Origin of the sequence: Pseudoxanthomonas sp. USHLN014 (assembly GCF_037153335.1) — a bacterium.
Classification (GTDB): domain Bacteria; phylum Pseudomonadota; class Gammaproteobacteria; order Xanthomonadales; family Xanthomonadaceae; genus Pseudoxanthomonas_A; species Pseudoxanthomonas_A winnipegensis.
In genome coordinates this window covers 149,013-171,875 of the sequence record NZ_JBBCKO010000004.1, presented here as the reverse complement: position 1 = coordinate 171,875, position 22,863 = coordinate 149,013, and the positions used below count along the sequence as shown (strand labels likewise).

Annotated in this window: 20 protein-coding genes; 12 read left to right on the top strand and 8 right to left on the bottom strand. The window is 69.1% G+C overall.

The genetic code is table 11. From position 1 onward, the window contains the following. Positions 1-9 precede the first annotated feature (9 nt). Positions 10-1,626, top strand: coding sequence for an alpha-amylase family glycosyl hydrolase (locus tag WFQ05_RS09900; protein ID WP_337053786.1), 1,617 nt, complete (start codon positions 10-12; stop codon positions 1,624-1,626). Positions 1,627-1,675: 49 nt separating this feature from the next. Here the strand turns inward: WFQ05_RS09900 and WFQ05_RS09895 are convergent, their stop codons facing one another. The 3 genes from WFQ05_RS09895 to WFQ05_RS09885 form a co-directional block, all read right to left on the bottom strand. Further along, complete coding sequence (locus tag WFQ05_RS09895) at positions 1,676-2,749, bottom strand: LacI family DNA-binding transcriptional regulator (protein ID WP_337053670.1); 1,074 nt, start codon at positions 2,747-2,749, stop codon at positions 1,676-1,678. 120 nt (positions 2,750-2,869) lie between these two features. Continuing rightward, positions 2,870-4,060 carry an NAD(P)/FAD-dependent oxidoreductase gene (locus WFQ05_RS09890; RefSeq protein ID WP_337053669.1) on the bottom strand — a complete coding sequence of 397 codons (1,191 nt, stop codon included), beginning with the start codon at positions 4,058-4,060 and terminating at the stop codon, positions 2,870-2,872. Positions 4,061-4,062: 2 nt separating this feature from the next. Beyond that, positions 4,063-4,611, bottom strand: coding sequence for a YaeQ family protein (locus WFQ05_RS09885; protein WP_130522839.1), 549 nt, complete (start codon positions 4,609-4,611; stop codon positions 4,063-4,065). Between the two features lie 508 nt (positions 4,612-5,119). Between WFQ05_RS09885 and WFQ05_RS09880 the strand changes: the two genes are divergently transcribed. The 3 genes from WFQ05_RS09880 to WFQ05_RS09870 all read left to right on the top strand — a co-directional run bounded on the left by WFQ05_RS09880 (position 5,120) and on the right by WFQ05_RS09870 (position 7,991). Continuing rightward, complete coding sequence (locus tag WFQ05_RS09880; RefSeq protein WP_130517728.1) at positions 5,120-5,329, top strand: cold-shock protein; 210 nt, start codon at positions 5,120-5,122, stop codon at positions 5,327-5,329. Between the two features lie 512 nt (positions 5,330-5,841). Further along, a complete protein-coding gene (locus tag WFQ05_RS09875) occupies positions 5,842-7,398 on the top strand; it encodes a protein adenylyltransferase SelO family protein (protein WP_337053668.1) in 1,557 nt (518 codons plus the stop codon). Between the two features lie 62 nt (positions 7,399-7,460). Then, positions 7,461-7,991 carry an adenine phosphoribosyltransferase gene (locus WFQ05_RS09870; RefSeq protein ID WP_130517732.1) on the top strand — a complete coding sequence of 177 codons (531 nt, stop codon included), beginning with the start codon at positions 7,461-7,463 and terminating at the stop codon, positions 7,989-7,991. Positions 7,992-8,249: 258 nt separating this feature from the next. Here the strand turns inward: WFQ05_RS09870 and WFQ05_RS09865 are convergent, their stop codons facing one another. Continuing rightward, entirely contained in the window at positions 8,250-9,560 is a 1,311-nt protein-coding gene (locus WFQ05_RS09865; protein ID WP_337053785.1) for an aspartate aminotransferase family protein, read from the bottom strand. Between the two features lie 203 nt (positions 9,561-9,763). On the opposite strand from WFQ05_RS09865, the gene WFQ05_RS09860 reads away from it, so the two are divergent. Next, positions 9,764-10,312: a cupin domain-containing protein gene (locus WFQ05_RS09860; protein WP_130531627.1), complete on the top strand. Its 549-nt coding sequence runs from the start codon at positions 9,764-9,766 to the stop codon at positions 10,310-10,312. A 133-nt stretch (positions 10,313-10,445) separates the two neighbouring features. Here the strand turns inward: WFQ05_RS09860 and WFQ05_RS09855 are convergent, their stop codons facing one another. After that, positions 10,446-10,925 (bottom strand): VOC family protein, encoded by a 480-nt coding sequence (locus WFQ05_RS09855; RefSeq protein ID WP_337053667.1) that lies wholly within the window; start codon positions 10,923-10,925, stop codon positions 10,446-10,448. Between the two features lie 209 nt (positions 10,926-11,134). Here WFQ05_RS09855 and dapA point away from each other — a divergent pair, with 209 nt between their 5' ends. From dapA to WFQ05_RS09840, 3 genes are all read left to right on the top strand, one after another. Beyond that, positions 11,135-12,034, top strand: coding sequence for a 4-hydroxy-tetrahydrodipicolinate synthase (gene dapA, locus WFQ05_RS09850; protein WP_337053666.1), 900 nt, complete (start codon positions 11,135-11,137; stop codon positions 12,032-12,034). A gap of 121 nt (positions 12,035-12,155) precedes the next feature. After that, entirely contained in the window at positions 12,156-12,953 is a 798-nt protein-coding gene (fdhD, locus tag WFQ05_RS09845) for a formate dehydrogenase accessory sulfurtransferase FdhD (protein WP_337053784.1), read from the top strand. 186 nt (positions 12,954-13,139) lie between these two features. After that, a complete protein-coding gene (locus WFQ05_RS09840) occupies positions 13,140-14,426 on the top strand; it encodes an MFS transporter (protein WP_337053664.1) in 1,287 nt (428 codons plus the stop codon). Between the two features lie 4 nt (positions 14,427-14,430). Here the strand turns inward: WFQ05_RS09840 and WFQ05_RS09835 are convergent, their stop codons facing one another. The 3 genes from WFQ05_RS09835 to WFQ05_RS09825 form a co-directional block, all read right to left on the bottom strand. Further along, positions 14,431-14,892, bottom strand: coding sequence for a bacteriohemerythrin (locus WFQ05_RS09835; RefSeq protein WP_130531624.1), 462 nt, complete (start codon positions 14,890-14,892; stop codon positions 14,431-14,433). A gap of 95 nt (positions 14,893-14,987) precedes the next feature. Next, entirely contained in the window at positions 14,988-16,265 is a 1,278-nt protein-coding gene (locus tag WFQ05_RS09830; protein ID WP_337053662.1) for an FAD-binding oxidoreductase, read from the bottom strand. Positions 16,266-16,272: 7 nt separating this feature from the next. After that, positions 16,273-17,637 (bottom strand): glutamine synthetase family protein, encoded by a 1,365-nt coding sequence (locus tag WFQ05_RS09825; RefSeq protein WP_337053660.1) that lies wholly within the window; start codon positions 17,635-17,637, stop codon positions 16,273-16,275. A 187-nt stretch (positions 17,638-17,824) separates the two neighbouring features. Between WFQ05_RS09825 and WFQ05_RS09820 the strand changes: the two genes are divergently transcribed. From WFQ05_RS09820 to WFQ05_RS09805, 4 genes are all read left to right on the top strand, one after another. Next, positions 17,825-18,589, top strand: coding sequence for a gamma-glutamyl-gamma-aminobutyrate hydrolase family protein (locus tag WFQ05_RS09820; protein ID WP_337053658.1), 765 nt, complete (start codon positions 17,825-17,827; stop codon positions 18,587-18,589). Further along, complete coding sequence (locus tag WFQ05_RS09815) at positions 18,586-19,971, top strand: glutamine synthetase family protein (RefSeq protein WP_337053657.1); 1,386 nt, start codon at positions 18,586-18,588, stop codon at positions 19,969-19,971. Before WFQ05_RS09820 ends, WFQ05_RS09815 begins: the two co-directional genes overlap by 4 nt. Positions 19,972-20,208: 237 nt before the next feature. After that, a complete protein-coding gene (locus tag WFQ05_RS09810; RefSeq protein ID WP_337053656.1) occupies positions 20,209-21,573 on the top strand; it encodes an aspartate aminotransferase family protein in 1,365 nt (454 codons plus the stop codon). A 108-nt stretch (positions 21,574-21,681) separates the two neighbouring features. Next, the gene (locus tag WFQ05_RS09805; RefSeq protein ID WP_337053655.1) at positions 21,682-22,809 is read left to right on the top strand and encodes a polyamine ABC transporter substrate-binding protein; all 1,128 of its coding nucleotides are present in this window, start codon (positions 21,682-21,684) and stop codon (positions 22,807-22,809) included. Positions 22,810-22,863 lie beyond the last annotated feature (54 nt).

Below are 22,863 nucleotides of genomic sequence, written 5' to 3'. Positions count from 1 at the left end.
GCCCTGTCCCTGGCCGTGCCGGCGCGCGCCGACGAGCTGTACGGCACGCTCGAACCCTTCGCCAGCAAGGCGATCTATTTCGTGATGACCGACCGCTTCGTCAACGGCGATCCGTCCAACGATCATCGCGACCAGGGCGGCCGGCACCGCACCTTCGACCTGCCCACGCCGGGGGCGCCGGCCGGGCAGAGCGACAACATCGGCTACCTCGGCGGCGACTTCAAAGGCATCGTCGACAACGCCGGCTACATCCATGACATGGGCTTCGGCGCGGTGTGGGTGACGCCGATCGTGGACAACCCGGATGAGGCCTTCACCGGCGGCGAGCCGGTCCGCTGGGGCAGCGCGATGACCGACCGGGGCAAGACCGGTTATCACGGCTACTGGGGCGTGAACTTCTACAGGCTGGACGAACACCTGCCCAGCAAGGGCCTGGATTTCGCCGGCTTCACCCGCGCCATGAAGAGCCAGCAGCTGGACGTGGTGCTGGACATCGTGGCCAACCACGGCTCGCCGGCGTATTCGATGCCCAAGGCGCAGCCCAAGTTCGGCCAGATCTTCGACAAGGACGGCCGCAAGCTGGCCGACCACCAGAACCTGGACCCGGCCCAGCTGGATCCGAAGCACAACCCGATGCACGCTTTCTACAACACCGGCGGCGGCCTGGCCCAGCTCTCGGACCTGGCCGAGGACAACCCGGCGGTGCTGGACTATCTGGCCGGCGCCTACGAGCAGTGGATCGAGCAGGGCGCGGCGGCGTTTCGCGTGGACACGATCGGCTGGATGCCGCACCGCTTCTGGAAGCAGTTCGCCGACCGCATCCGCGCCAGGCACCCGGGCTTCTTCATGTTCGGCGAGGCCTTCGACTACGACGCGGCCTTCATCGCCGCCCACACGCTGGAGCGCAACGGCCACTACAGCGTGCTGGACTTCCCGCAGCGGGCCAGGCTGTCCAAGGTGTTCGGCAAGGAGGGCGGTGGCTACGAGGACCTGGAACGCACGCTGTACCTGGAGGACGGCCCGTACGCCAACCCGTACGACCTGGTCACCTTCTACGACAACCACGACATGGCGCGGCTGGATGCCAGCGATGCGGGCTTCATCGACGCCAACAACTGGCTGTTCACCGCGCGCGGCATCCCGGCGATCTACTACGGCTCGGAGACCGGCTTCATGCGTGGCGCGGCCGAGCATGCCGGCAACCGCAACTACTACGGCCAGCAGCGCATCGATGCCGCGGGCGACAGCGCGATCTACCGCAACCTCAGGCGCATCGCCAACCTGCGCCGCGATTCGATTGCCCTGCAGCGCGGGCTCCAGCTAAATCTGCTGTTGAAGGGCGACACCGGCGCCTTCTACCGAGTCTACGAGCACGACGGGCAGGCGCAGACCGCGCTGGTGCTGCTCAACAAGGCCGAGACGGCCTCGACCCTGCGGCTGGAGACGCTGCTGCAGGCCGGCACCTGGCGCGATGGCTTCGACGGCAGCCAGGTGCGGATCGAGGACCGCCTCGCGCTGGAGGTGCCGGCGCACGGCGTCCGGGTGCTGTTCTACGACGGTGCGCTGACCAACGCCGACCTGCGCAAGCGCCTGGCCGAAGACATGGGCCACCGGCTGCGCGATTGAATAAGGCGCGCATGCGCGCCTCAAGCCGCGGTGACCCCTGCGCGGCGCTTCAGCCGCAGTGGGTGGAGCCGCGCAGCGCCAGCGTGACGGGGATGGTCTGGCTGTCCACGGGCTGGCCGTGCAGCTGCTGCAGCAGGGCATCCACCAGCAGCATGCCGGCCTGGCGCGTGTCCTGCTGTACCGTCGACAGGGCGGGGGTGACGAAGCCCGCCAGCGGGATATCGTCGAAGCCGGCCACGGCCACCTGCTCGGGGATGCGCAGGCCGGCCTCGCGCAGCGCCTTCATCGCGCCGATGGCGATCAGGTCGCTGGCGCCGAACACCGCGTCGAAGGCCACGCCACGCGCCAGCAGCGTGCGCGCCGCGTCGTAGCCGGACTGTTCGCTGGTCTCGGCGTCCACCTGCAGCGCGGCGTCGTGCTGCAGCCCCGCCGCGTCTAGGGCGGCGCAGACGCCACGATGGCGCTCCTGGAATTCGGGGTAGTGCGCCGAGGCATGGCCGAGGAAGGCGATGCGCCGCCGCCCCTGGGCGATCAGGTGCGCGGCCATGTCGTGCCCGCCCTGGAAGTTGTCGCAGCCGATCGACACGCCCGGCTGGCCGGGCAGCGCGGCGCCCCAGCGCACGAAGCGGATGCCCTGCTGCTGCAGCTTCTCCAGCCGCACGCGCGACTGCAGGTAGTCGCCATAACCGAGCAGGATCAGCCCATCGGCCTTCTTGCTGTCGGCGTAGTCGGCCTGCCAGTCGGTGGACAGGTTCTGGAAAGAGATCAGCAGGTCGTAGCCATGCAGCGCGCAGGCGCGGGTGATCGAGCCCAGCATCGAGAGGAAGAACGGATTGATCGCCGATTCGTCCGGCGTCGGGTCCTCGAAGAACAGCAGCGCCAGCGTCCCGGTGTGCTGGGTGCGCAGGTTGGAGGCGTTCTTGTCGACCTTGTAGTGCAGCTGCTCGGCGATGGCCAGGATGCGCCGGCGGGTGTCCTCGTTGACCATCGGGCTGCCGCGCAGGGCGCGCGAGACCGTGGGCTGGGACACGCCGGCCAGGTGCGCGATGTCGAGCGAGGTGGCCTTGCCCTTGATCGAATGCTGCACGGAACACCACGCCTGTATTGCGGTGCGCGCGATCATGCCACGCGGCCTGGGGAAGGCCGTGCTGCAGTGCCGCATCGATTGCGCTTGAGCGCGGGCGCTGGGTCACACGTGAGCTGCGATGGCGATGACGGCTAGGCGCCGTCCTGCAACCTTCCGCTACACCGCTTCGCCTGCGGCATGGCCGCTGGCCCAGGCCCACTGGAAGTTGTAGCCGCCCAGCCAGCCGGTGACGTCCAGCACCTCGCCGATGAAGTGCAGGCCGGGCGCGCGCCTGGATTCGAACGTGGCCTGCGACACTTCGCGCGTGTCCACGCCGCCCAGCGTGACCTCGGCGGTGCGATAGCCCTCGGTGCCGCTGGCCACCAGCGGCCAGGCGCGCAGCAGCTCCGCGGCCTGGCGCAGCTGCGGCTCGTTGAACTGCTTCATCGGCCGGTTGGGCAGCCAGTGTTCGCACAGGCGCTGGGCGAAGCGGCGTGGCAACAGATCGCCCAGCACCGTCTTCAGCTCGGCGGCGGGGCGCGCGGCCCGCTGCGCCTGCAGCACGGCCAGCGCGTCCTGCCCCGGCAGCAGGTCCAGGTGCAGCGGCTGGCCGGGCTGCCAGTACGAGGAGATCTGCAGGATCGCCGGGCCGCTGATGCCGCGATGGGTGATCAGCATGGCGTTGTCGAAGGCGATCTTGCCGGCCGCCGCGCTCACCGGCAGCGCCACGCCGGCCAGGTCGGCCAGCTGCTCCTGCGGGCGGCCGCTCAGGGTCAACGGCACCAGCCCGGCGCGCGTGGGCAGCACCGTGTGGCCGAACTGCCGCGCCAGCGCATAGCCGAAGCCGCTGGCGCCCATGGAAGGAATCGACAGCCCGCCGCTGGCCACCACCAGCGAGGGCGCGGCGAACACGCCCTGCGCGGTGTGCACCGCATAGCCGCCGCCCTCGCGCGCGACCACGCGCTCAACAGCGCAGCCGGTGGCGATGCGCACGCCGGCCGCTTCGCATTCGGCGACCAGCATGGCCACGATCTGCTTGGACGCGTCGTCGCAGAACAGCTGGCCCAGCTCCTTCTCGTGATAGGCGATGCGGTGCTTCTCGACCAGCGCGATGAAGTCGCGCGGCGTGTAGCGCGCCAGCGCCGAGCGGCAGAAGTGCGGGTTGTCCGACAGATAGTTGGCCGGCGAGGTGCCGGTGTTGGTGAAGTTGCAGCGTCCGCCGCCGGACATCAGGATCTTCTTGCCCACGCGGTTGGCGTGCTCGATCACCAGCACCGAGCGCCCGCGCGCGCCGGCGGTGGCCGCGCACATCAGCCCGGCCGCGCCGCCGCCGATGATCAGGACATCGTGGGTGAAGCCGGCCGGCACCTTCAGTCCTGCGGCGCGTGGCGGACGATGGGGACCACCACCAGCTGCAGATCGTCGCCCATCAGCTGGACTTCGCCGTCCTGGATCAGCACGTCCAGGCGCAGGGTGCGCACGAGCCTGGCCGCCAGTTCCCGGATCGCGTCCTGCGGCAGGTCGATCACGGTCAGCTGCTTCATGCGGCGCAGCGAGGCGGCGTGCTTGTGCCACCACACATCGCCGGCGTGCCCGGCGTAGCCGACCACCACCACCTCGCGCGCGCGGCCGGCGGCCTTGCGCAGGCGGCTCTCGTCGGGCTGGCCCAGTTCGATCCACTGTTCGATCTGGCCGCTGTAGTCGCGGCGCCACAGGTCGGGCTCGTCCTCGTTGCTCAGGCCGCGGCCGAAGGCCAGGCGTTCGTCGGCATACAGGACGAAGGCCAGCACGCGCGCCACCAGGCGCTCGTCGGTCTCCGAGGGGTGCTGGGCCAGGGTCAGGCTGTGGCTGGCGTAGTGGTTGCGGTCGAGGTCGCTGATCTGCAGCTCGACCTTGCGGATCGTGGCGGAAAGGGCCATGGCTCAAGACAAGGAAGTGAGAACAAACGCGTCCCCCCGCGCAGGCATGCGGCGCGGGCGGTCACGGGAAGGAGGGGGCAGGGAGGATCCCGCACAGGACAGGGCCATCCCAGGCCTGGAGCCGGCGCGAACGCCGGCTGCACTGCTGCAGCGCAGCATCCGCTGGCGCCACCGGCGGTGACTTGGGGCACCTGCCGGACGGCGTATGCTACCGGCTAGCTGTTTGTTTTGAAAGGGAATTCGCGGGCTATTGAGCGATCGGGCGTGGGAATGCCGGGGCCCGGCCGGCGAATTTCCTGGATCGGCCGGCGATTGTGTTGGCTTTTTCACCGCAACCTGCGTATCGTGCGGCCCACTGTGCTTGCCAGGGTCACCGTGGTTCGTGAGCCTGATGCGGTAGATCGACAGATCGGCTACATCGTTTGCGTTTTTCCTACGCCTGCAAACCCAGTCTCGGCCCGGAATCCCGGCGCCGCGATTACCCATCATGTTTTCAGGAGTAGTAAAAATGAGCGATCGTCAGACCGGCACCGTCAAGTGGTTCAACGATGCCAAGGGCTTCGGCTTCATCACCCCGCAGAGCGGCCCGGACCTGTTCGTGCATTTCCGCGCGATCCAGGGCAACGGCTTCAAGTCGCTGAAGGAAGGCCAGCAGGTCACCTTCGTGGCCGTGCAGGGTCAGAAGGGCATGCAGGCCGACCAGGTGCAGGCGCTGTAATCCAGCCCCCACCGCGTCAACACGCATGAAGAAACGCCGGGCTTGTCCCGGCGTTTTTTTTGGCTTTTCCCTGCCGAGGGGATGCTGACGGCGGCGCCTCGTGGCCTCGCCCGCTTCGGGCGCTGCGGAGAGCAGGCCAGGATGGCTAGCGGGCACGCGCAGGTGCCATCAGTTCTTTCGGAACACCAATTCCATACCGTGGGAGCCGCCATGGCGGCGATGAGGCTCTACCAGCAATGCCCGTGTCGCGATGGGGCTTTACCGGGAAAGCCCCATCGCCGCCATGGCGGCTCCCACAGAAGCATGAGCGGCTCCCAGCGGGGCATGAGGCGCGCTCAACCTTTTCCCGTCCAGAATGAGCCAGGTGGGCTGATGGGCCGAGAGGAGCTGCGCCTGGTCGAGTCGAGGCGGTGGGCCAGGTATGTCCACCGTCACAGCACTCCGCGAAGCTTTTTTATGCCGGCGTCGACTCCATATCAGGAGCCACACGGCGCAAATGCGAGGCGGGTTCCATGCAGTTGAACTTCGACAACCGATTCATCGCCGAGCTGCCGGGCGATCCGGTCGTGGGGCCGCAGGCGCGTCAGGTCGAAGGGGCGCTGTGGTCCTCGGTCGCGCCGACGCCGGTGGCGGCGCCGCGCGTGCTGGCCTGGTCGCCGGAGGTCGCCGCGCTGCTGGGCCTGCAGGCCGAGAACATCGCCGAGCCGCGCTTTGCGCAGGTGTTCGGCGGCAATGCGCTGGCGCCGGGCATGGCGCCGTTCGCCACCAACTATGGCGGGCATCAGTTCGGCCATTGGGCCGGGCAGCTGGGCGATGGGCGGGCGATCTCGCTGGGCGAGGCCATCGCGGTGGACGGGCGTCGCCAGGAGTTGCAGCTCAAGGGCGCCGGGCCGACGCCGTATTCGCGCTTCGCCGATGGCCGCGCGGTGCTGCGCTCGTCGATCCGCGAGTTCCTGTGCAGCGAGGCCATGGCGCATCTCGGCGTGCCGACCACGCGTGCGCTGTGCCTGGTCGGCACGGGCGATGCGGTGATCCGCGACATGTTCTACGACGGTCACGCCGCGCCGGAGCCGGGGGCGATCGTGTGCCGGGTGGCGCCCTCGTTCCTGCGCTTCGGACATTTCGAGCTGCCGGCGGCGCGCGGCGATGTGGCGCTGCTGCGCCGGCTGGTGGACTTCACCATCGCGCGCGACTTTCCCGAGCTCGACGGCCCGGCCGGCGAGGCGCGCGATGCGGCCTGGTTCGCGCAGGTGTGCACGCGCACGGCCGAGCTGATGGCGCACTGGATGCGGGTGGGCTTCGTCCACGGGGTGATGAACACCGACAACCTGTCGATCCTGGGCCTGACCATCGACTACGGTCCGTACGGCTGGATCGACGACTTCGATCCGGACTGGACGCCCAACACCACCGACCGTCAGGGCCGGCGCTATCGCTACGGCTGGCAGCCGCAGGTGGCGTTCTGGAATCTGAGCCGGCTGGCCGGCGCGTTGTCGCCGCTGTTCGCCGATCCCGCGCCGCTGCAGGCCGGGCTGCAGGCATATGCGGATGCGTTCGCCGCCTGCGAGTGCCGCGATACGGCGGCCAAGCTGGGCCTGGCGCAGTACACGCCGGCCGATGCCGCGCTGATGGCCGACCTGCGCGCGCTGCTGCATGCGGCCGAGGTGGACATGACGCTGTTCTTCCGCGAGCTGGGCGAGCACGCTCCAGGCCCGCAGGCGCTGGAGGCGCTGCGCGAGACCTTCTACGACGCCGCGAAGTTCGAGCTGCACGCGGCTGCGTTCACCGACTGGATGACGCGCTACGCCGCGCGTTGCGCGCAGGACGGCGACGAGGCCGCACGGCGTGCGCGCATGCGCGCGGTCAATCCCCGCTACGTGCTGCGCAACTATCTGGCGCAGGAGGCGATCGACCGCGCGCACGACGGCGACCTGGGCGGCATCCACACGCTGCTGGAGGTGCTGCGCCGTCCCTACCAGGATCAGCCGGGGCGCGAGGCCTTCGCCCGCAAGCGCCCGGACTGGGCGCGCGATCGGGCGGGCTGCTCGATGCTGTCCTGCAGCTCTTGAGCACGGCAGCGTGCGGCGCGGTGCAGTAGCATCGCGCTTTACCCAGGACCACGAGTGTGTCGATGTCCGTGCAAACCGAATGGGCCGCGCTGATCCGCGATGTGCCCGATTTCCCCAAGCCTGGCGTGCTGTTCAAGGACATCACGCCGGTGCTGGCCGATGCGGCTGGGTTCGCGGCGGCCACGGCCGCGCTGGCCGATCCCTGGCGCGAGGCCGGCGTGCAGGCGGTGCTGGGCATCGAGTCGCGTGGGTTCATCCTCGGCGCGGCGTTGGCGCGTGCGCTCAAGTGCGGGTTCGTGCCGGTGCGCAAGCCGGGCAAGCTGCCGGCTTCGGTGCTCAGCGTCGAGTACGGCCTGGAATACGGCAAGGACACCCTGCAGATGCACCGCGACGCGCTGCCGCCGGGCACGCGCGTGCTGATCGTCGACGACGTGCTGGCCTCGGGCGGCACGCTGCACGCGGCGCTGTCGCTGGCGCGGCAGCAGGGCTGCGATGTGCTGGGCGCGGCGGTGCTGATCGAGCTGCAGGCGCTGGGCGGGCGCGGGCGCTGGCAGGCGGATCTGCCGCTGACGGCGGTGCTGCGTTTTCCGTGAGGGCGACAAGCGTCGGTGGAGCCGGCTTCTTGTGGCATCTTCGGTTTTCGACGTGCGGGAACGAGGTTTGATGCGGCGGGTGCTTTGGACGCCTGAGCCAGCGTTTCCCGCGACCTGATCCAACCCCCTCCCGGCCTCCCCCTGCTGCGCAAGGGGAGGGGCGAAGCGACTCCTCGTCATCCCCGCGAACGAGGGGATCCATGGACGTTCGCGGGGACTGGCGGGAAGCAGACCGTCGCCCCCGTGCGATCTCCCGCCTCAGCCCGTCGCCCTGATCACATCGGCCAGCACATTGAAGATCCGGTCGATGTGCGGCTTCTCCACGATCAGCGGGGGCGACAGCGCGATCACATCGCCCGTCACGCGGGTCAGCATCTGCCCGTCCTCGAAGGCGCGGCGGAACACCTCGAAGCCGCGCGCACCCGGCGCGCCCTCGCGCGGTGCGAACTCGATCGCACCGATCAACCCGAAGTTGCGCAGGTCGATCACATGGGGCAGACCCTTGAGCGAATGCAGGCCCTGCTGCCAGTAGTCGCCCAGTTCGATCGCCTTCTCGAACAGATTTTCCTCGGCATAGGTGTCCAGCGTGGCCAGCGCGGCGGCGCAGGCCAGCGGATGGCCCGAATAGGTATAGCCGTGGAACAGGTCGATGGCGCTGTCCGGCCCCTGGTCGAAGGCCTCGAAGATGTCTTCGGACACGAACACCGCGCCCATCGGCACGCAGCCGTTGGTGATGCCCTTGGCCGCGGTGATGATGTCCGGCGTGACGCCGAAGCGCTGCGAGGCGAAGGCCTTGCCGACGCGGCCGAAGCCGGTGATTACCTCGTCGAAGATCAGCACGATGCCGTGACGCGTGCAGATCTCGCGGATGCGCTTGAGATAGCCCTCCGGCGGCAGGATCACGCCGGCGCTGCCGGAGATCGGTTCGATGATCACCGCGGCGATGGTGGACGGATCGTGCAGCGCGATCACGCGCTCCAGCTCCTCGGCCCACTCCAGGCCATGCGGCGGCAGGCCCTGCGAGAAGCCGTTGCGCGCGATATCCAGCGTGTGGCGCAGATGGTCCACGCCCGGCAGGCCGGGGCCGAACCACTTGCGATTGTTCGGCAGCCCGCCCACCGAGATGCCGCCGAAGCCGACGCCGTGGTAGGCCTTCTCGCGGCCGATCAGGCGCGTGCGCTGGCCTTCGCCGCGCGCGCGCTGGTAGGCCAGGGCGATCTTCAGCGCCGTGTCCACCGACTCGGAGCCCGAGTTGGTGAAGAACACGTGGTTGAGGTCGCCTGGCGTCAGCGCGGCCAGGCGTTCGGCCAGCACGAACGGCAGCGGCGAGGACATCGAGAAGTTGGGCGCGAAGTCGAGTGTGCCGATCTGCTGGCGCACGGCATCGACGATGCGCGGCCGCGCATGCCCGGCGTTGACGCACCACAGCCCGGCACAGGCGTCCAGGATCTGCCGGCCGTCGACGTCGATGTAGTGCATGTCCTTGGCGCTGGCCAGCAGGCGCGGCTTGGCCTTGAACGCGCGGTTGGCGGTGAACGGCATCCAGAACGCGTCCAGCGAGTCGGGCATGTGTGCGCCCAGTTCGGCGTAGTGGGCCGCGTAGCCATCGCGCGGGGAGAGGGAGTCGGCGCTCATGCGGGCCTCGCAGGGGACGGGAAAGGGATCGGCGCTAGCCTAGCGCGTTGAAGAAACTTTACAACTTGCGGCCGAAACGGCTCAATGCGGCCTTGCGTGTCAAGAATCCGCAACAGATGGGCAGCCAGGGAGCCACCATGGACATCGGAGCGCGGTTGCAGCAGGTGCGCACCGCCAAGCAGCTCAGTCAGCGCGAGCTGGCCAAGCGCGTGGGCGTGACCAACAGCACGATCTCGCTGATCGAGCAGAACAAGGTCAGCCCTTCGGTGGGATCGCTCAAGAAGGTGCTGGACGGCATCCCGATCTCGCTGGCCGATTTCTTCACCCTCGACCTGCAGCCGGGACCGCCGGACAGCCCGTTCTACACGGTGGCCGACACGCCCGATGTGGGCAGCAACGGCGTGCATTATTTCCTGGTCGGCCAGCGCGTGGCGCGGCGGCAGATGTGCATCCTGCGCGAGGTGATGCCGCCGGGCACCGACACCGGCCCGACCCTGCTGGTCCACGCCGGCGAAGAGGGCGGGGTGGTCGTGGCCGGCGAGGTGGAGATCACCGTCGGCGAGCAGGTGCGCGTGCTGCGCGCCGGCGAGGGCTATTACTTCGAGAGCCGCGTGCCGCATCGCTTCCGCAACCTGGGCGAGAGCGAGGCCGTGATCGTCAGCGCGAACACGCCGCCCACGTTCTGAGACCGATGCCGGCGTCGCAGCCCTGCGAGCGATGGGCTGCGGCGCGTGCAAGGCATCGCGCGGCAGCCAGACAGCCGCTTCTCTTTGCAGCGCGAAGCAGCAGCGAGATCAGACGCCGGAAGTCTCCGTGGGATCAGCCCCGACGTGCCGCATCGATCGCGGCCACATCGATCTTGCCCATCGTCATCATCGCCTCGAACACGCGCCTGGCCACCGCGGGGTCCGGATCGGCCATGCCTTCGGTCAGCGTGCGCGGCGTGATCTGCCAGGACAGGCCCCACTTGTCCTTGCACCAGCCGCAGGCGCTTTCCTGCCCGCCGTTGCCGACGATGGCGTCCCACAGGCGGTCGGTCTCGGCCTGGTCATCGGTGGCGATCTGGAACGAGAACGCCTCGCTGTGCTTGAACGCCGGCCCGCCGTTGAGCCCGATGCACGGCACGCCGCACACGGTGAACTCCACGACCAGCACGTCGCCGGCCTTGCCGGAGGGGAAGTCGGACGGCGCGCGCCGCACGGCACCGACCTGGCTGTCGGGAAAGGTCTGCGCGTAGAACTGCGCGGCTTCCAGCGCGGTGCTGTCGTACCAAAGGCACAGGGTGTTCTTCGGAATCATGGGATGTTTCCTCCTGGCGGTGATCGACGCGGCGGGACTGCCGCGTCCTTATACGGCTCCGACGCGCGAAGGCGATGAAGATCGACACGCAAGCCAACGGATTCCGAGCGCGATGGTTGCAGGCGACACCGCTTGCGGCGCGCCCGCGGCCGCGCCGTGACGCTTAGAATCGACGGCTCCCTCCATTCCATTCCGCAAGCCCTGCCTTCATGACCACTTCCCACGCCCCCCTGCGCGGCAGCATCGTCGCGCTCGTCACCCCCATGCACCAGGACGGCAGCGTCGACTACGCCGCCCTGCGCAAACTGGTGGACTGGCACGTGGCCGAAGGCACCGATTGCATCGGCGTGGTCGGCACCACAGGCGAATCGCCCACGGTCGACGTGGAGGAGCACTGCCAGATCATCCGCGTGGCGGTCGAGCAGGCCGCCGGCCGCGTGCCGGTGATGGCCGGCTGCGGCGCCAATTCCACCGCCGAGGCGATCGCGCTGGCCAGGTTCGCGCGCGAGGTCGGCGCCGACAGCCAGCTGCAGGTGGTGCCTTACTACAACAAGCCCGGTCAGGAAGGGCAGTACCGCCATTTCGCCGCCATCGCCGAGGCCACCGGCGATCTGCCGATCGTGCTGTACAACGTGCCCGGCCGCACCGCGGCCGACCTGGCGCACGACACCGTGCTGCGCCTGGCGCAGCTGCCGGGCATCGTCGGCATCAAGGAGGCCACCGGCAACATCGAGCGCGCGCAGTGGCTGATCCGCGAGGCGCCGGAAGGCTTTTCCATCTACTCCGGCGACGACGCCACGGCCGTGGCGCTGATGCTGTGCGGCGGCCATGGCAACGTCAGCGTCACCGCCAACGTCGCCCCGCGGCTGATGCGCGAGCTGTGCGCGGCGGCGCTGGCCGGCGATGTCGCCACCGCGATGGCGATCCAGCGACGCCTGCTGCCGCTGCACAAGCAGCTGTTCGTCGAGGCCAACCCGATCCCGGTGAAGTGGGCCGTGTCGCGCCTGGGCCACTGCGGTGGCACGCTGCGCCTGCCGATGACCGAACTCGAGCCGGCCAACCAGGCCAAGGTCGAGGCGGCGCTGCGCGAAGCTGGTCTGCTGGCCTGACGCCGATGTCGAAGGTGCCGCGCACAGGTCGTGCAGCCACGCGCCGGATCGCAGGCGTGCGGCCTTGAGCGATACGACGCGGCCGGCTTCGACCGAGGACGCCGGCAGCGTGCGGCGCGAGATGGTGCGCGTGCGCGGCGAAGTCGCCGAGGCACGCGCGGACGAGATCGCCGAGGAAGTGCCGGTGGCCTTCGTCTACAACGACACGCCATTCGCGGTGATGATGGCCACGCCGTGCGACCTGGTCGATTTCGCCCAGGGCTTCGCGCTCAGCGAGGACATCGTCGAGGCCATCGCGGATGCGCATGTCGAGTCGATCGAACACCTGCTCGAAGGCGTGGAGGTGCGCATGCGCATCCCGCCGCAACGCGAGCAGGCGCTGCAGCGACGCCGCCGCAGCATGAGCGGGCGCAGCGGCTGCGGCGTGTGCGGCAGCGAACTGCTGGAGGCGGCCCTGCGCGATCCCGCACCGGTCGGCCCCGGGATCGTCGTGACGCCCGCCGCGCTGCAGCGCGCTTTGCGCGCGCTGCAGCGCGCTTTGCGCGCGCTGCGCGCCGCTCAACCGCTGGGCGCCCGCACCGGCGCCACCCATGCCGCCGGCTGGGCGCTGGCCGACGGCGAGATCGCCTTGGTGCGCGAAGACGTGGGCCGGCACAACGCGCTGGACAAGCTGATCGGCGCCATGCACCGCGCCGGGCTCGATCCCCAGGCCGGTTTCCTGGTCGTCACCAGCCGGGCCAGCTACGAAATGGCGATGAAGGCCGCCAGCGCCGGCATCGCCTTCCTGGCCGCCATCTCCGCCCCGACCGCCCTGGCCCTCGCGCTGGCCCAGCGCACCGGCATGACCCTGCTGGGCTTCGCCCGCGACGACGGCTACGCGCTCTATACACACCCGCAGCGGCTGGACGCGGCGCGCTGAGCGACTGTTCGCGGCTGACCAATGGCATGCCGTTCAGGGCGTGCTGCGCTGCCGCAGCACCGCCGAGCCCATGCCGCGAGCGGTGTCCTTTGCGTTGCTGGAATCGTCTCGCCGGCAACCGTCGTCACCACGCGGGGTCAAACATGACAGAATCCGCCGGCTTTTGTTCCGGAACGCGACCTGAAGATGTCCTCGACCACCGCCGCCCCGCCCGTCAACTCTCCGGCCCGCGTCCTGCTGGCCAGCCTGATGGGCACCACGATCGAATTCTTCGATTTCTACATCTACGCCACCGCCGCGGTGCTGGTGTTCCCCACGCTGTTCTTCCCGCAGGGCGATCAGTCCGCTGCGCGGCTGGCGTCGCTGGCGACCTTCGCGGTGGCGTTCGTGGCGCGGCCGTTCGGGTCGGCGCTGTTCGGCCATTTCGGCGACCGCATCGGCCGCAAGGCCACGCTGGTGGCGGCGCTGCTGACCATGGGCATCTCCACGGTGGTGATCGGCCTGCTGCCCAGCTATCACAGCGTCGGCCTGCTGGCGCCGGTGCTGCTGACCTTGTGCCGCTTCGGCCAGGGCATCGGCCTGGGCGGGGAGTGGGGCGGGGCGGTGCTGTTGGCCACCGAGAATGCGCCGCCGGGCAAGCGCGGCTGGTATGGGATGTTCCCGCAGCTGGGTGCGCCGCTGGGCTTTCTGCTGTCGGCCTCGACCTTCCTGATCATGGGCGCGCTGCTGTCGCCGGAGCAGTTCCTGGCCTGGGGCTGGCGCGTGCCGTTCCTGGCCTCGGCGCTGCTGGTGCTGATCGGCCTTTGGGTGCGCCTGTCGATCCGCGAGACGCCGGCCTTCCAGCAGGCGATCGAGCGTAACGAGCGTCTGCGCGTGCCGTTCCGCGCGGTGTTCTCCCAGCACCTGGGGCCGCTGGTGCTGGGCACGCTGGGGGCGCTGGCGACCTTCGTGCTGTTCTATCTGATGACGGTGTTCGCGCTGGGCTACGGCACCGTGACGCTGGGGTACTCCAAGCAGGAATTCCTGCTGATGCAGATGGTGGGCATGCTGTTCTTCGCCGCCGGCATCCCGATCTCGGCCAAGTTCGGCGACCGCACCTCGGCGCGCCACGCGATGATGGTGGCCAGCGTGGGCATCCTGCTTTTCGGGCTGGTGTTCCCGGCGCTGTTCACCGCCGGGCATCCGGCCTTCGTCCTGGTGTTCCTGTGCCTGGGCCTGTTCGTGATGGGCTGGACCTACGGCCCGGTCGGCACGCTGCTGTCGGAGGTCTATCCGACCGAGGTGCGCTACACCGGCTCGTCGCTGTCCTTCAACCTGGCCAGTGTGCTGGGCGCCGCGCCGGCGCCGTACGTGGCGACCTGGCTGGCCGGCAAGTACGGCGTGCAGTCGGTGGGCTTCTACCTCAGCGGCGCGGCGCTGATCACGATCCTGGCCCTGCTGGCGGTGCGCCGCCACGCCAGCGTCACGCTGTAGGCCTTCAGCGGAACAGGCGCGCCATCGTGCGCGCCAGCCAGCCGCCCTGCTGGTGATGGCGGCTGAACTGGTCCAGGTGCCGGCGCACGCTGTCCGAGTAGGCCTTGTCGTCGCTGCGGATGTGGTTGAACAGCCAGCGCGCCAGCATCTGCTTGAGCTCCTCGGTGACGTCCTCGCCCGCCTCGAAGCGCAGGCGGTACTCGCTGACGCGGCGGGTGAACACCTCGTGCACCCGCTTGTGCGCGGCGCAGAAGGGATAGCCGGCTTCCTCCATCAGCTCTTCCTCGAAGGCGAAGTGCGAGAGGGTGTAGTCCACCAGTTCGGCGATCACTTCACCTACGGCCAGCCGCTGACCCTGCTGCTGGGTCTGATGCAGGGTGTTGATCATCTCGACGATGCGCCGGTGCTGCTGGTCGATCACCCCGATGCCGGTGTCCAGATCGTCCTGCCAGATCAGAAGTGCCATCGCGTGTCCCGTGCGGTTGCGGGCCCTGGGGCCCCATGCCCGCAGGCTGGCATCGGCCGATCGCGGCGGCATTGATCGCAGTCAATGTCGGGCGGTCACCACAGCGCGTCGCGCAGCTTGTACCAGCTCATCGCCGCCACCAGCAGCGGCGTGCGCAGCGCCTGGCCGCCGGGGAAGGGCGCGTGCCGGATCCTGGAGAACAGATCCAGGCGGGCGGACTGGCCGGCGATGGCCTCGGCGATCAGCTTGCCGGCCAGGCCGGTGGCGACCACGCCGTGGCCGGAGAAGCCTTGCGCGAAATACAGGTTGGGCTGCAGGCGCCCCCAGTGCGGGGCGCGGTTGCGCGAGATGTCCACCAGGCCACCCCAGACGTAATCCAGTGCGACCTCGCCCAGCTGCGGGAACACCCCTGCGATGCGCTGGCGCATGATCGCCGCGAGATGGCGTGGGGGGCGCCCGGAGTAACTGGCGCGCCCGCCGAACAACAGGCGGTGGTCGTGGCTGAGGCGGTAGTAGTCCAGCGCCCAGGCCGTGTCGGCCACGGCCATGTCGTTGCCGATCAGCGCGCGGGCGCGTTCCTCGCCGAGCGGGGCGGTGGCGGCGATGTAGGTGCCGACCGGCATGATCCGCGCCTCGAGTTCCGGCGCGATGCCGTGCAGCAGGGCGTTGCCGGCGAGCACGCCGAAGTCGCAGTGCACCTGCCCGCGTGCCGTGCTGAACACCGGCCGCGCGCCGCGCTGCAGGCGGGTGACCGCGCTGGTCTCGAAGATGCGCACGCCGGCGTCCAGCGCCGCGCGTCCCAGGCCCAGCGCATAGGCCAGCGGATGCAGGTGACCGCTGATCGGATCGTAGAGCGCGCCCAGGTAGCGTTCGCTGGCCAGGGTGGCGCGCAGGCGGTCGCGGTCCCACCACTGCACCGGATGGGCGTAGTGGGTGTGGAAGCGTTCGACCATGGCCTGCACTTCGCGCTGCTGGCGGGCTTTCAGCGGCACGGTGGCGTGGCCGGGGCGCCAGTGCGCCTGGATGCCGTGTCGGGACAGCCGCGCGTGCAGCCAGGCCAGGCCTTCGCGGGACAGATCGAACATGCGCCGCGCGTCGTCCAGGCCCACCAGCGCCTCGAGCTTTTCCTCGCCGCAGCCGAAGCCGACGATGGCCTGGCCGCCGTTGCGGCCCGACGCGCCCCAGCCGATCCGCTGCGCCTCCAGCACCACTACGCGATAACCGGCCTCGGCCAGCTCCAGCGCCGCGGACAGGCCGGTGTAGCCGGCGCCGAGGATGCAGACATCGCAGTCGATGCGCCCTTCGAGCGCGGGCTGGGCGGGCAGGGGCGTGGTGCTGGCCGCGTACCAGCTGTCGGGGTAGGCGCCGGGCATGCCGGGCTCAGACCGCACGCAGGTACCAGGCGTAGTCCAGGTCGGTGACCTGGGTGTCGAAGCTGCGCTGTTCCTTGCGCTTCTGCTGGCCGTAGAGGTGGCGGAAGCGTTCGCCGAAATGTTCGGCGATGAAGGCGCTGCCCAGGAAATCCTCGATCGAACCGCGCCAGTGCGGGCTGTGCTGCTCGGTCTGGGCGTAGGCGTTGCCGACGATGGGCGGGCCGGGATCGAGGCGGCGTTCCAGTCCATACAGCATCCCGGCCAGCACCGCGGCGCAGGCCAGGTAGACATTGGCGTCGGCGCCGGCGATACGGTGCTCGATGCGCGTGTTAGCCGCATCGCTGTGCGGGATGCGCATGGCCACGGTGCGGTTGTTGTAGCCCCAGCTGCGGCCCAGCGGGACGAAGGCGTTGGGCACGTAGCGGCGGTAGCTGTTGGCGTGCGGGGCGAACAGCAGCATGGTGTCGGCCGCGCTGGCCTGCAGGCCGCCGATGGCGTGCAGCAGCGGCGCGGCCGGCGCCTGCGCGGTGCCGGCGAAGACATTGCGGCCCTGCGCGTCGAGCAGGCTCACGTGCACGTGCAGACCGCTGCCGGCCTGGTCGACCAGCGGCTTGGCCATGAAGCTGGCTTGCAGGCTTTGTTGCTGTGCCACGGCCTTGATCGCGCGCTTGAGCATCACCGCGTCGTCGCAGGCCTGCAGCGCGTCGGCGCGATGCCTGAGGTTGATCTCGAACTGGCCCGGCGCGTATTCGGCCACGGCGGTGTCGGCGGGGATGTCCTGCGCGCGGCACACGGACGCGACCGCATCGATGAAATCGCGGTTGTCGTCCAGGTCTTCGATCGAATAGACCTGCGTGCTCGTGTTGCGCGTGCCGGTGTTGGGGTTGATCGCCGGCTGCGGGCGGCCGTGCGCATCGGGCAGGCGGTCGAACAGGTAGAACTCCAGCTCGATGGCCACCACCGGGGTCAGGTCGAGGTCGGCGAAGCGCTGCACCACCCGGGCCAGCACCTGCCGCGGATTGGCCTCGAACAGGCCGCCGGCGCCGTCCTCCATCGCCAGCAGCAGCTGCGCGGTGGGGCGCGGCGTCCACGGCACCGGCCGCAGCGAGCCGGGCACGGGCCGGCAGATGCGGTCCTCGTCGCCGATGTCGTAGCCCAGGCCGGTTTCCTCGACGGTGTTGCCGGTGATGTCGGTGGCGATCAGCGACATCGGCAGGCAGATGCCATCGGCGAACACCTTGTCCAGCGCCTGGCGCGTGACGCGCTTGCCGCGCAGCAGGCCGTTCATGTCCGGCAGCAGCAGGTCGATGGCCTCCAGGTCCGGCAGGGCGGCCAGGGTGGCGGCATCGCGGGCGTCGGACAGGGCGGTCATGGCGGGCTCTTGGCGGCGTTGGAGACAGCCTAGCAGGCGCGTTGTTGTCAAGAATACTCAACGCCGTCGCCACGCGAGTTCATGAATCTGGCCTGCAGGACAGCAACTGGCGGCTCGCACGCGGTGCGTGTTGTAAAAATAAAACGGCCACGCTAGCTTGCTTCAACGCCCTGAGGAGTCGTCCTGCATGGCCAGACCGCCGCTGGTCGGTGTGCCGACCGACCGCAGACCGATCGGATCGCATCCCTTTCTGATGGTGGGCGAGAAGTACCTGCACGCGCTCGTCGAGGGCGCCGGCTGCGTGCCGCTGCTGTGGCCATCGCTGACGCCGGCCTTGCCGCTCGAGGTGTTGCTGGACACGGTCGATGGCCTGCTGCTGACCGGCGCGGTCAGCAACATCGAGCCGCATCACTATTCGGACGAACCGAGCTGGGAAGGCAACCCGCACGATGCGGCGCGCGACGGCACCACGCTGCCGCTGGTGCGCGCGGCGCTGGCGGCCGGCGTGCCGATCCTGGCGATCTGCCGCGGCTTCCAGGAAGTCAACGTCGCCCTGGGTGGCACGCTGCACCAGAAGGTGCACGCGGTGCCGGGGCTGATGGATCATCGCGAGGACACGAGCGCGCCGCTGGAGGTGCAGTACGGCCCGGCCCATCCGGTGACACTGGCGCCGGGCGGGCTGCTGGCGTCCTTCGGCGAAGCCGCGCCGTGGGTCAATTCGCTGCATGGCCAGGGCGTGCGCCGCCTGGCCAAGCGCCTGGTGATCGAGGCGACCGCGCCCGACGGCCTGATCGAGGCCTTTCGCCACGAAGGCGCGAGTTTTCTGCTCGGTGTGCAATGGCATCCGGAGTGGCGGGTGACCGAGCAGCCGTTCTACGCCGGCATCTTCCATGCCTTCGGCCAGGCCTGCCGTGCCCGCGCCGCCCGCCGCCAGGAGGTCGCCTTCGCATGAGCCGCCGCAAGACCCAACCCGATACGCCCGCCGAGCCGGCCGACAATTCCCTGCGGCGCTGGCTCAAGGAGCGGCGCATCACCGAGGTCGAGTGCCTGGTGCCGGACATCACCGGCATCGCGCGCGGCAAGATCATCCCGGCCGACAAGTTCAGCCACGACTACGGCACGCGCCTGCCCGAGGGCATCTTCGCCACCACGGTCACCGGCGACTATCCTGACGACTATTACGAGCTGACCAGCCCCTCGGACTCGGACATGTTCCTGCGCCCGGACCCGGGCACCGTGCGCATGGTGCCGTGGGCGGCCGATCCCACCGCGCAGGTGATCCACGACTGCTGGACCAAGGACGGTGAGCCGCACGATCTGGCCCCGCGCAACGTGCTGCGGCGCGTGCTCAAGGCCTACGAGGAGGCCGGCCTGCAGCCGGTGGTGGCCCCGGAGCTGGAGTTCTTCCTGGTGCAGAAGAACACCGACCCGGACTTCCCGCTGCTGCCGCCGGCGGGGCGCTCGGGCCGGCCGGAGACCGCGCGCCAGTCGTACTCGATCGATGCGGTCAACGAGTTCGACCCGATCCTGGACCTGATGTACGACTACTGCGATGCGATGGAGTTGGACGTGGACACGCTGATCCACGAATCCGGGGCGGCGCAACTTGAGGTCAACTTCACTCACGCCGACGCGCTCAGCCGCGCCGATCAGGTGTTCCTGTTCAAGCGCACCATGCGCGAAGCCGCGCTGCGGCACGGCATCTACGCCACCTTCCTGGCCAAGCCGATGGAGAACGAACCCGGCAGCGCCATGCACATCCATCAGAGCCTGCTGGATCGCAGGACCGGCGCGAACGTGTTCGCCGGCAAGGAGCTGGGCAAGGAGCGCAAGACCTTCCTGCACTACATGGGCGGGCTGCAGAAGTACGCGCCGATGACCATGGCCTTCTTCGCGCCCAACGTGAATTCCTACCGGCGCCTGGCCATCGGCCAGGTGGCGCCGATCAATGTGCAGTGGGGCTACGACAACCGCACCTGCGGCCTGCGCGTGCCCAAGGACACGCTGGAGAACACGCGCGTGGAGAGCCGCTTCGCCGGTTCCGATGCCAATCCTTACCTGGCGATGGCGGCGACCCTGGCCTGCGGCCTGCTGGGGCTGCAGGAGAAGCTGCAGCCGACCAGGCCGCTGGCCAGCAGCGCGCAGGACATCGGCTTCGAGCTGCCGCGCTCGCTGGGCGAGGCGCTGGACGAGCTGGAAGGCTGCGCGCCGCTGCGGGCGCTGCTGGGCGAGCGCTTCGTGCGCGCCTACATCTCGGTCAAGCGCAAGGAGTACGAGACGTTCTTCCGGGTGATCAGTTCGTGGGAGCGGGAGTTTCTGCTGTTGAATGTCTAGGCGCGTGCCACGCGGTGGCGCTGTTGAAGCTGCCGATGATTCCCCGTTGTCGTCCCCGCGAAAGCGGTGACCCCCGTGGACATGGGCTTTGCGCGCGAAGGTCCATGGATTCCCGCTTTCGCGGGAATGACGGTTTTTAGGTCGCGGAAACGATGGCCTTATGGGCTGATCCACGCCGCTAAGAGAAACCAACGCAAGTACGACCGCCACTGTGTAACAAGCGAGAAGCACAAGTCCATGGATGCCCACCAAGCCCGCACCCTGCAAGACCTCGATGCCGCCCACCATCTGCATCCGTTCAACGACAACGCGGCGCTGGCCGCCAAGGGCACGCGCATCCTGACCCGCGGCGAGGGCTGCTACGTCTGGGATGCCGAAGGCCACAAGCTGCTCGACGCCTTCGCCGGGCTGTGGTGCGTCAACATCGGCTATGGCCGCGCCGAGCTGGGCCGGGCCGCCGCGCGGCAGATGGAGCAGCTGGCCTACTACAACAGCTTCTTCCAGTGCACCACCGAGCCGACCATCCGCCTGGCCGCCAAGCTGGCCGAGCTGACGCCGTACGACCTGGATCACGCCTTCTTCGTCAACTCCGGCTCCGAGGCCAACGACACCATCCTGCGCCTGGTGCGGCACTACTGGGCGGTGCAGGACCAGCCGCGCAAGAACGTCTTCATCGCCCGTCACAACGGCTACCACGGCACCACCGTGGCCGGCGCCAGCCTGGGCGGGATGAAGAGCATGCACGGGCAGGGCGGCCTGCCGATCCCGGACATCCTCCATGTCGATCCGCCGTTCTGGTTCCACGATGGCGGCGAGCTGTCCGAGGACGAATACGGCCTGCTCGCCGCGCGCCGGGTGGAGGACAAGATCCTCGAACTGGGGCCAGAGCGCGTGGCCGCCTTCATCGGCGAGCCGGTGATGGGCGCGATCGGCGTGTACATCCCGCCGCGCACCTACTGGCCGGAAGTGGAGCGCATCTGCCGCCAGTACGACGTGCTGCTGGTGGCCGACGAGGTGATCACCGGCTTCGGCCGCACCGGGGAATGGTTCGGCGCGCAGACCTTCGGCTTCCGGCCCGATGTGATGACCATCGCCAAGGGCATCACCTCCGGCTACATCCCGCTGGGCGCGGCGATGTTCGGCGAGCGCGTGGCCGGCGTGCTGAAGGCGCAGGGCGGCGAGCTGGCGCACGGGGCGACGTACTCGGGCCATCCGGTGTGCGCGGCGGTGGCGCTGGAGAACATCCGCCTCCTGCAGGAGGAGCGGATCGTCGAGACCGCGCGCGATCACATCGCGCCGTATCTGGCCCAGCGCTGGGCGGAGCTGGGTGAGCACCGGCTGGTCGGCCAGGCGCGCATCGTCGGCCTGATGGGCGCCCTGGAGCTGGTCCCGCACAAGGGCCGGCGCACCCTGTTCGAGGAACGCGGCAAGGTGGGGGCGCTGTGTCGCGACAACGCGCTGCGCCACGGGCTGATCCTGCGTGCCACCTATGACGCGATGCTGCTGTCACCGCCGCTGGTGATCGACCGCGCACAGGTGGACGAACTGTTCGACAAGGCCTGGAAGGCGCTGGACGATACCGCCGCGGCGCTGGGGATCTGAGGCGTGATGCCGGTCAGGACAGCCCATCAACCCGGGCCGCACGCAGGCTGCGACGGGTACAGTCTGACCAACGACCGCCGCGGCGGCGGATCCGTGTGGAGAGTGGCGATGAAGTTGCGGGTGTTCGGAATGATGATGGCGATGGCCGGCCTGGCCGCCTGCGGCGGCGGGGACGGCGCGGCAGCGTCGGGCGAGGCGGGCGGCGGCAAGTCCAGGAACGTCAACGTCTACAACTGGTCGGACTACATCGCCCCGGACACCAATGCCGACTTCGAGAAGGCGACCGGTATCTCGGTGACCTACGACGTGTTCGACGGCAACGAGGTGCTGGAGGCCAAGCTGCTGGCCGGCGCCAGCGGCTACGACGTGGTGGTGCCCACGCTCAACTTCCTGGGACGGCAGATCCAGGCCGGCGTGTTCCAGCCGCTGGACAAAGCCAGGATCCCCAACCTGGCCAACCTCGATCCGCAGATGATGCAGAAGATCGCCAAGCAGGATCCCGGCAACCAGTACGCGGTGCCCTATATGTGGGGCACCACCGGTATCGGCTACAACGTGGACAAGGTCAAGGCGGCCTTCGGCAATACCGAGGTCACCAACAGCTGGGATCTGGTGTTCAAGCCGGAGAACCTGGCCAAACTCAAGGACTGCGGCGTCACCTTCCTGGACACCCCGTCCGAGCTGATCCCGATCGCGCTCAACTACCTGGGCGAAGACCCCAACAGCACCGACCCGCAGGTCATCGACAAGGCCGGAGCGCTGCTCAAGACGATCCGCCCGTACATCGGCCAGTTCCATTCCTCCGCCTACATCGATGCGCTGGCCAATGGCGATACCTGCCTGGTGGTGGGCTGGTCGGGCGATGTGATCCAGGCGCGCGAGCGCGCGGCCGAGGCCGGCAACGGCGTGCATATCGCCTATTCGATCCCCAAGGAAGGCGCGCCGCTGTGGTTCGACATGCTGGCCATCCCCAAGGACGCCAGGAACGTGGACAACGCCTACGCCTACATCAACTACCTGCTCGACCCCAAGGTGATGGCCAGCGACTCGGACTTCGTCCGCTATCCCAACGCGGTGCCCAAGGCCAAGGCGCTGATGGACAAGGCCATCACCTCCGACCCGACGATCTATCCGCCGCCGGAGGTGGAAGCCAAGCTGTTCACCTTCGCCATCATCCCGCCGGAGGTGGACAAGCAGTACACCCGGCTGTGGACCGATCTGAAGACCGGCCGCTAGGCGGCGAGGCGGGGCGCCCGGCCTGCATCGCGGCGCGGCGCTGCGGCAGAATCC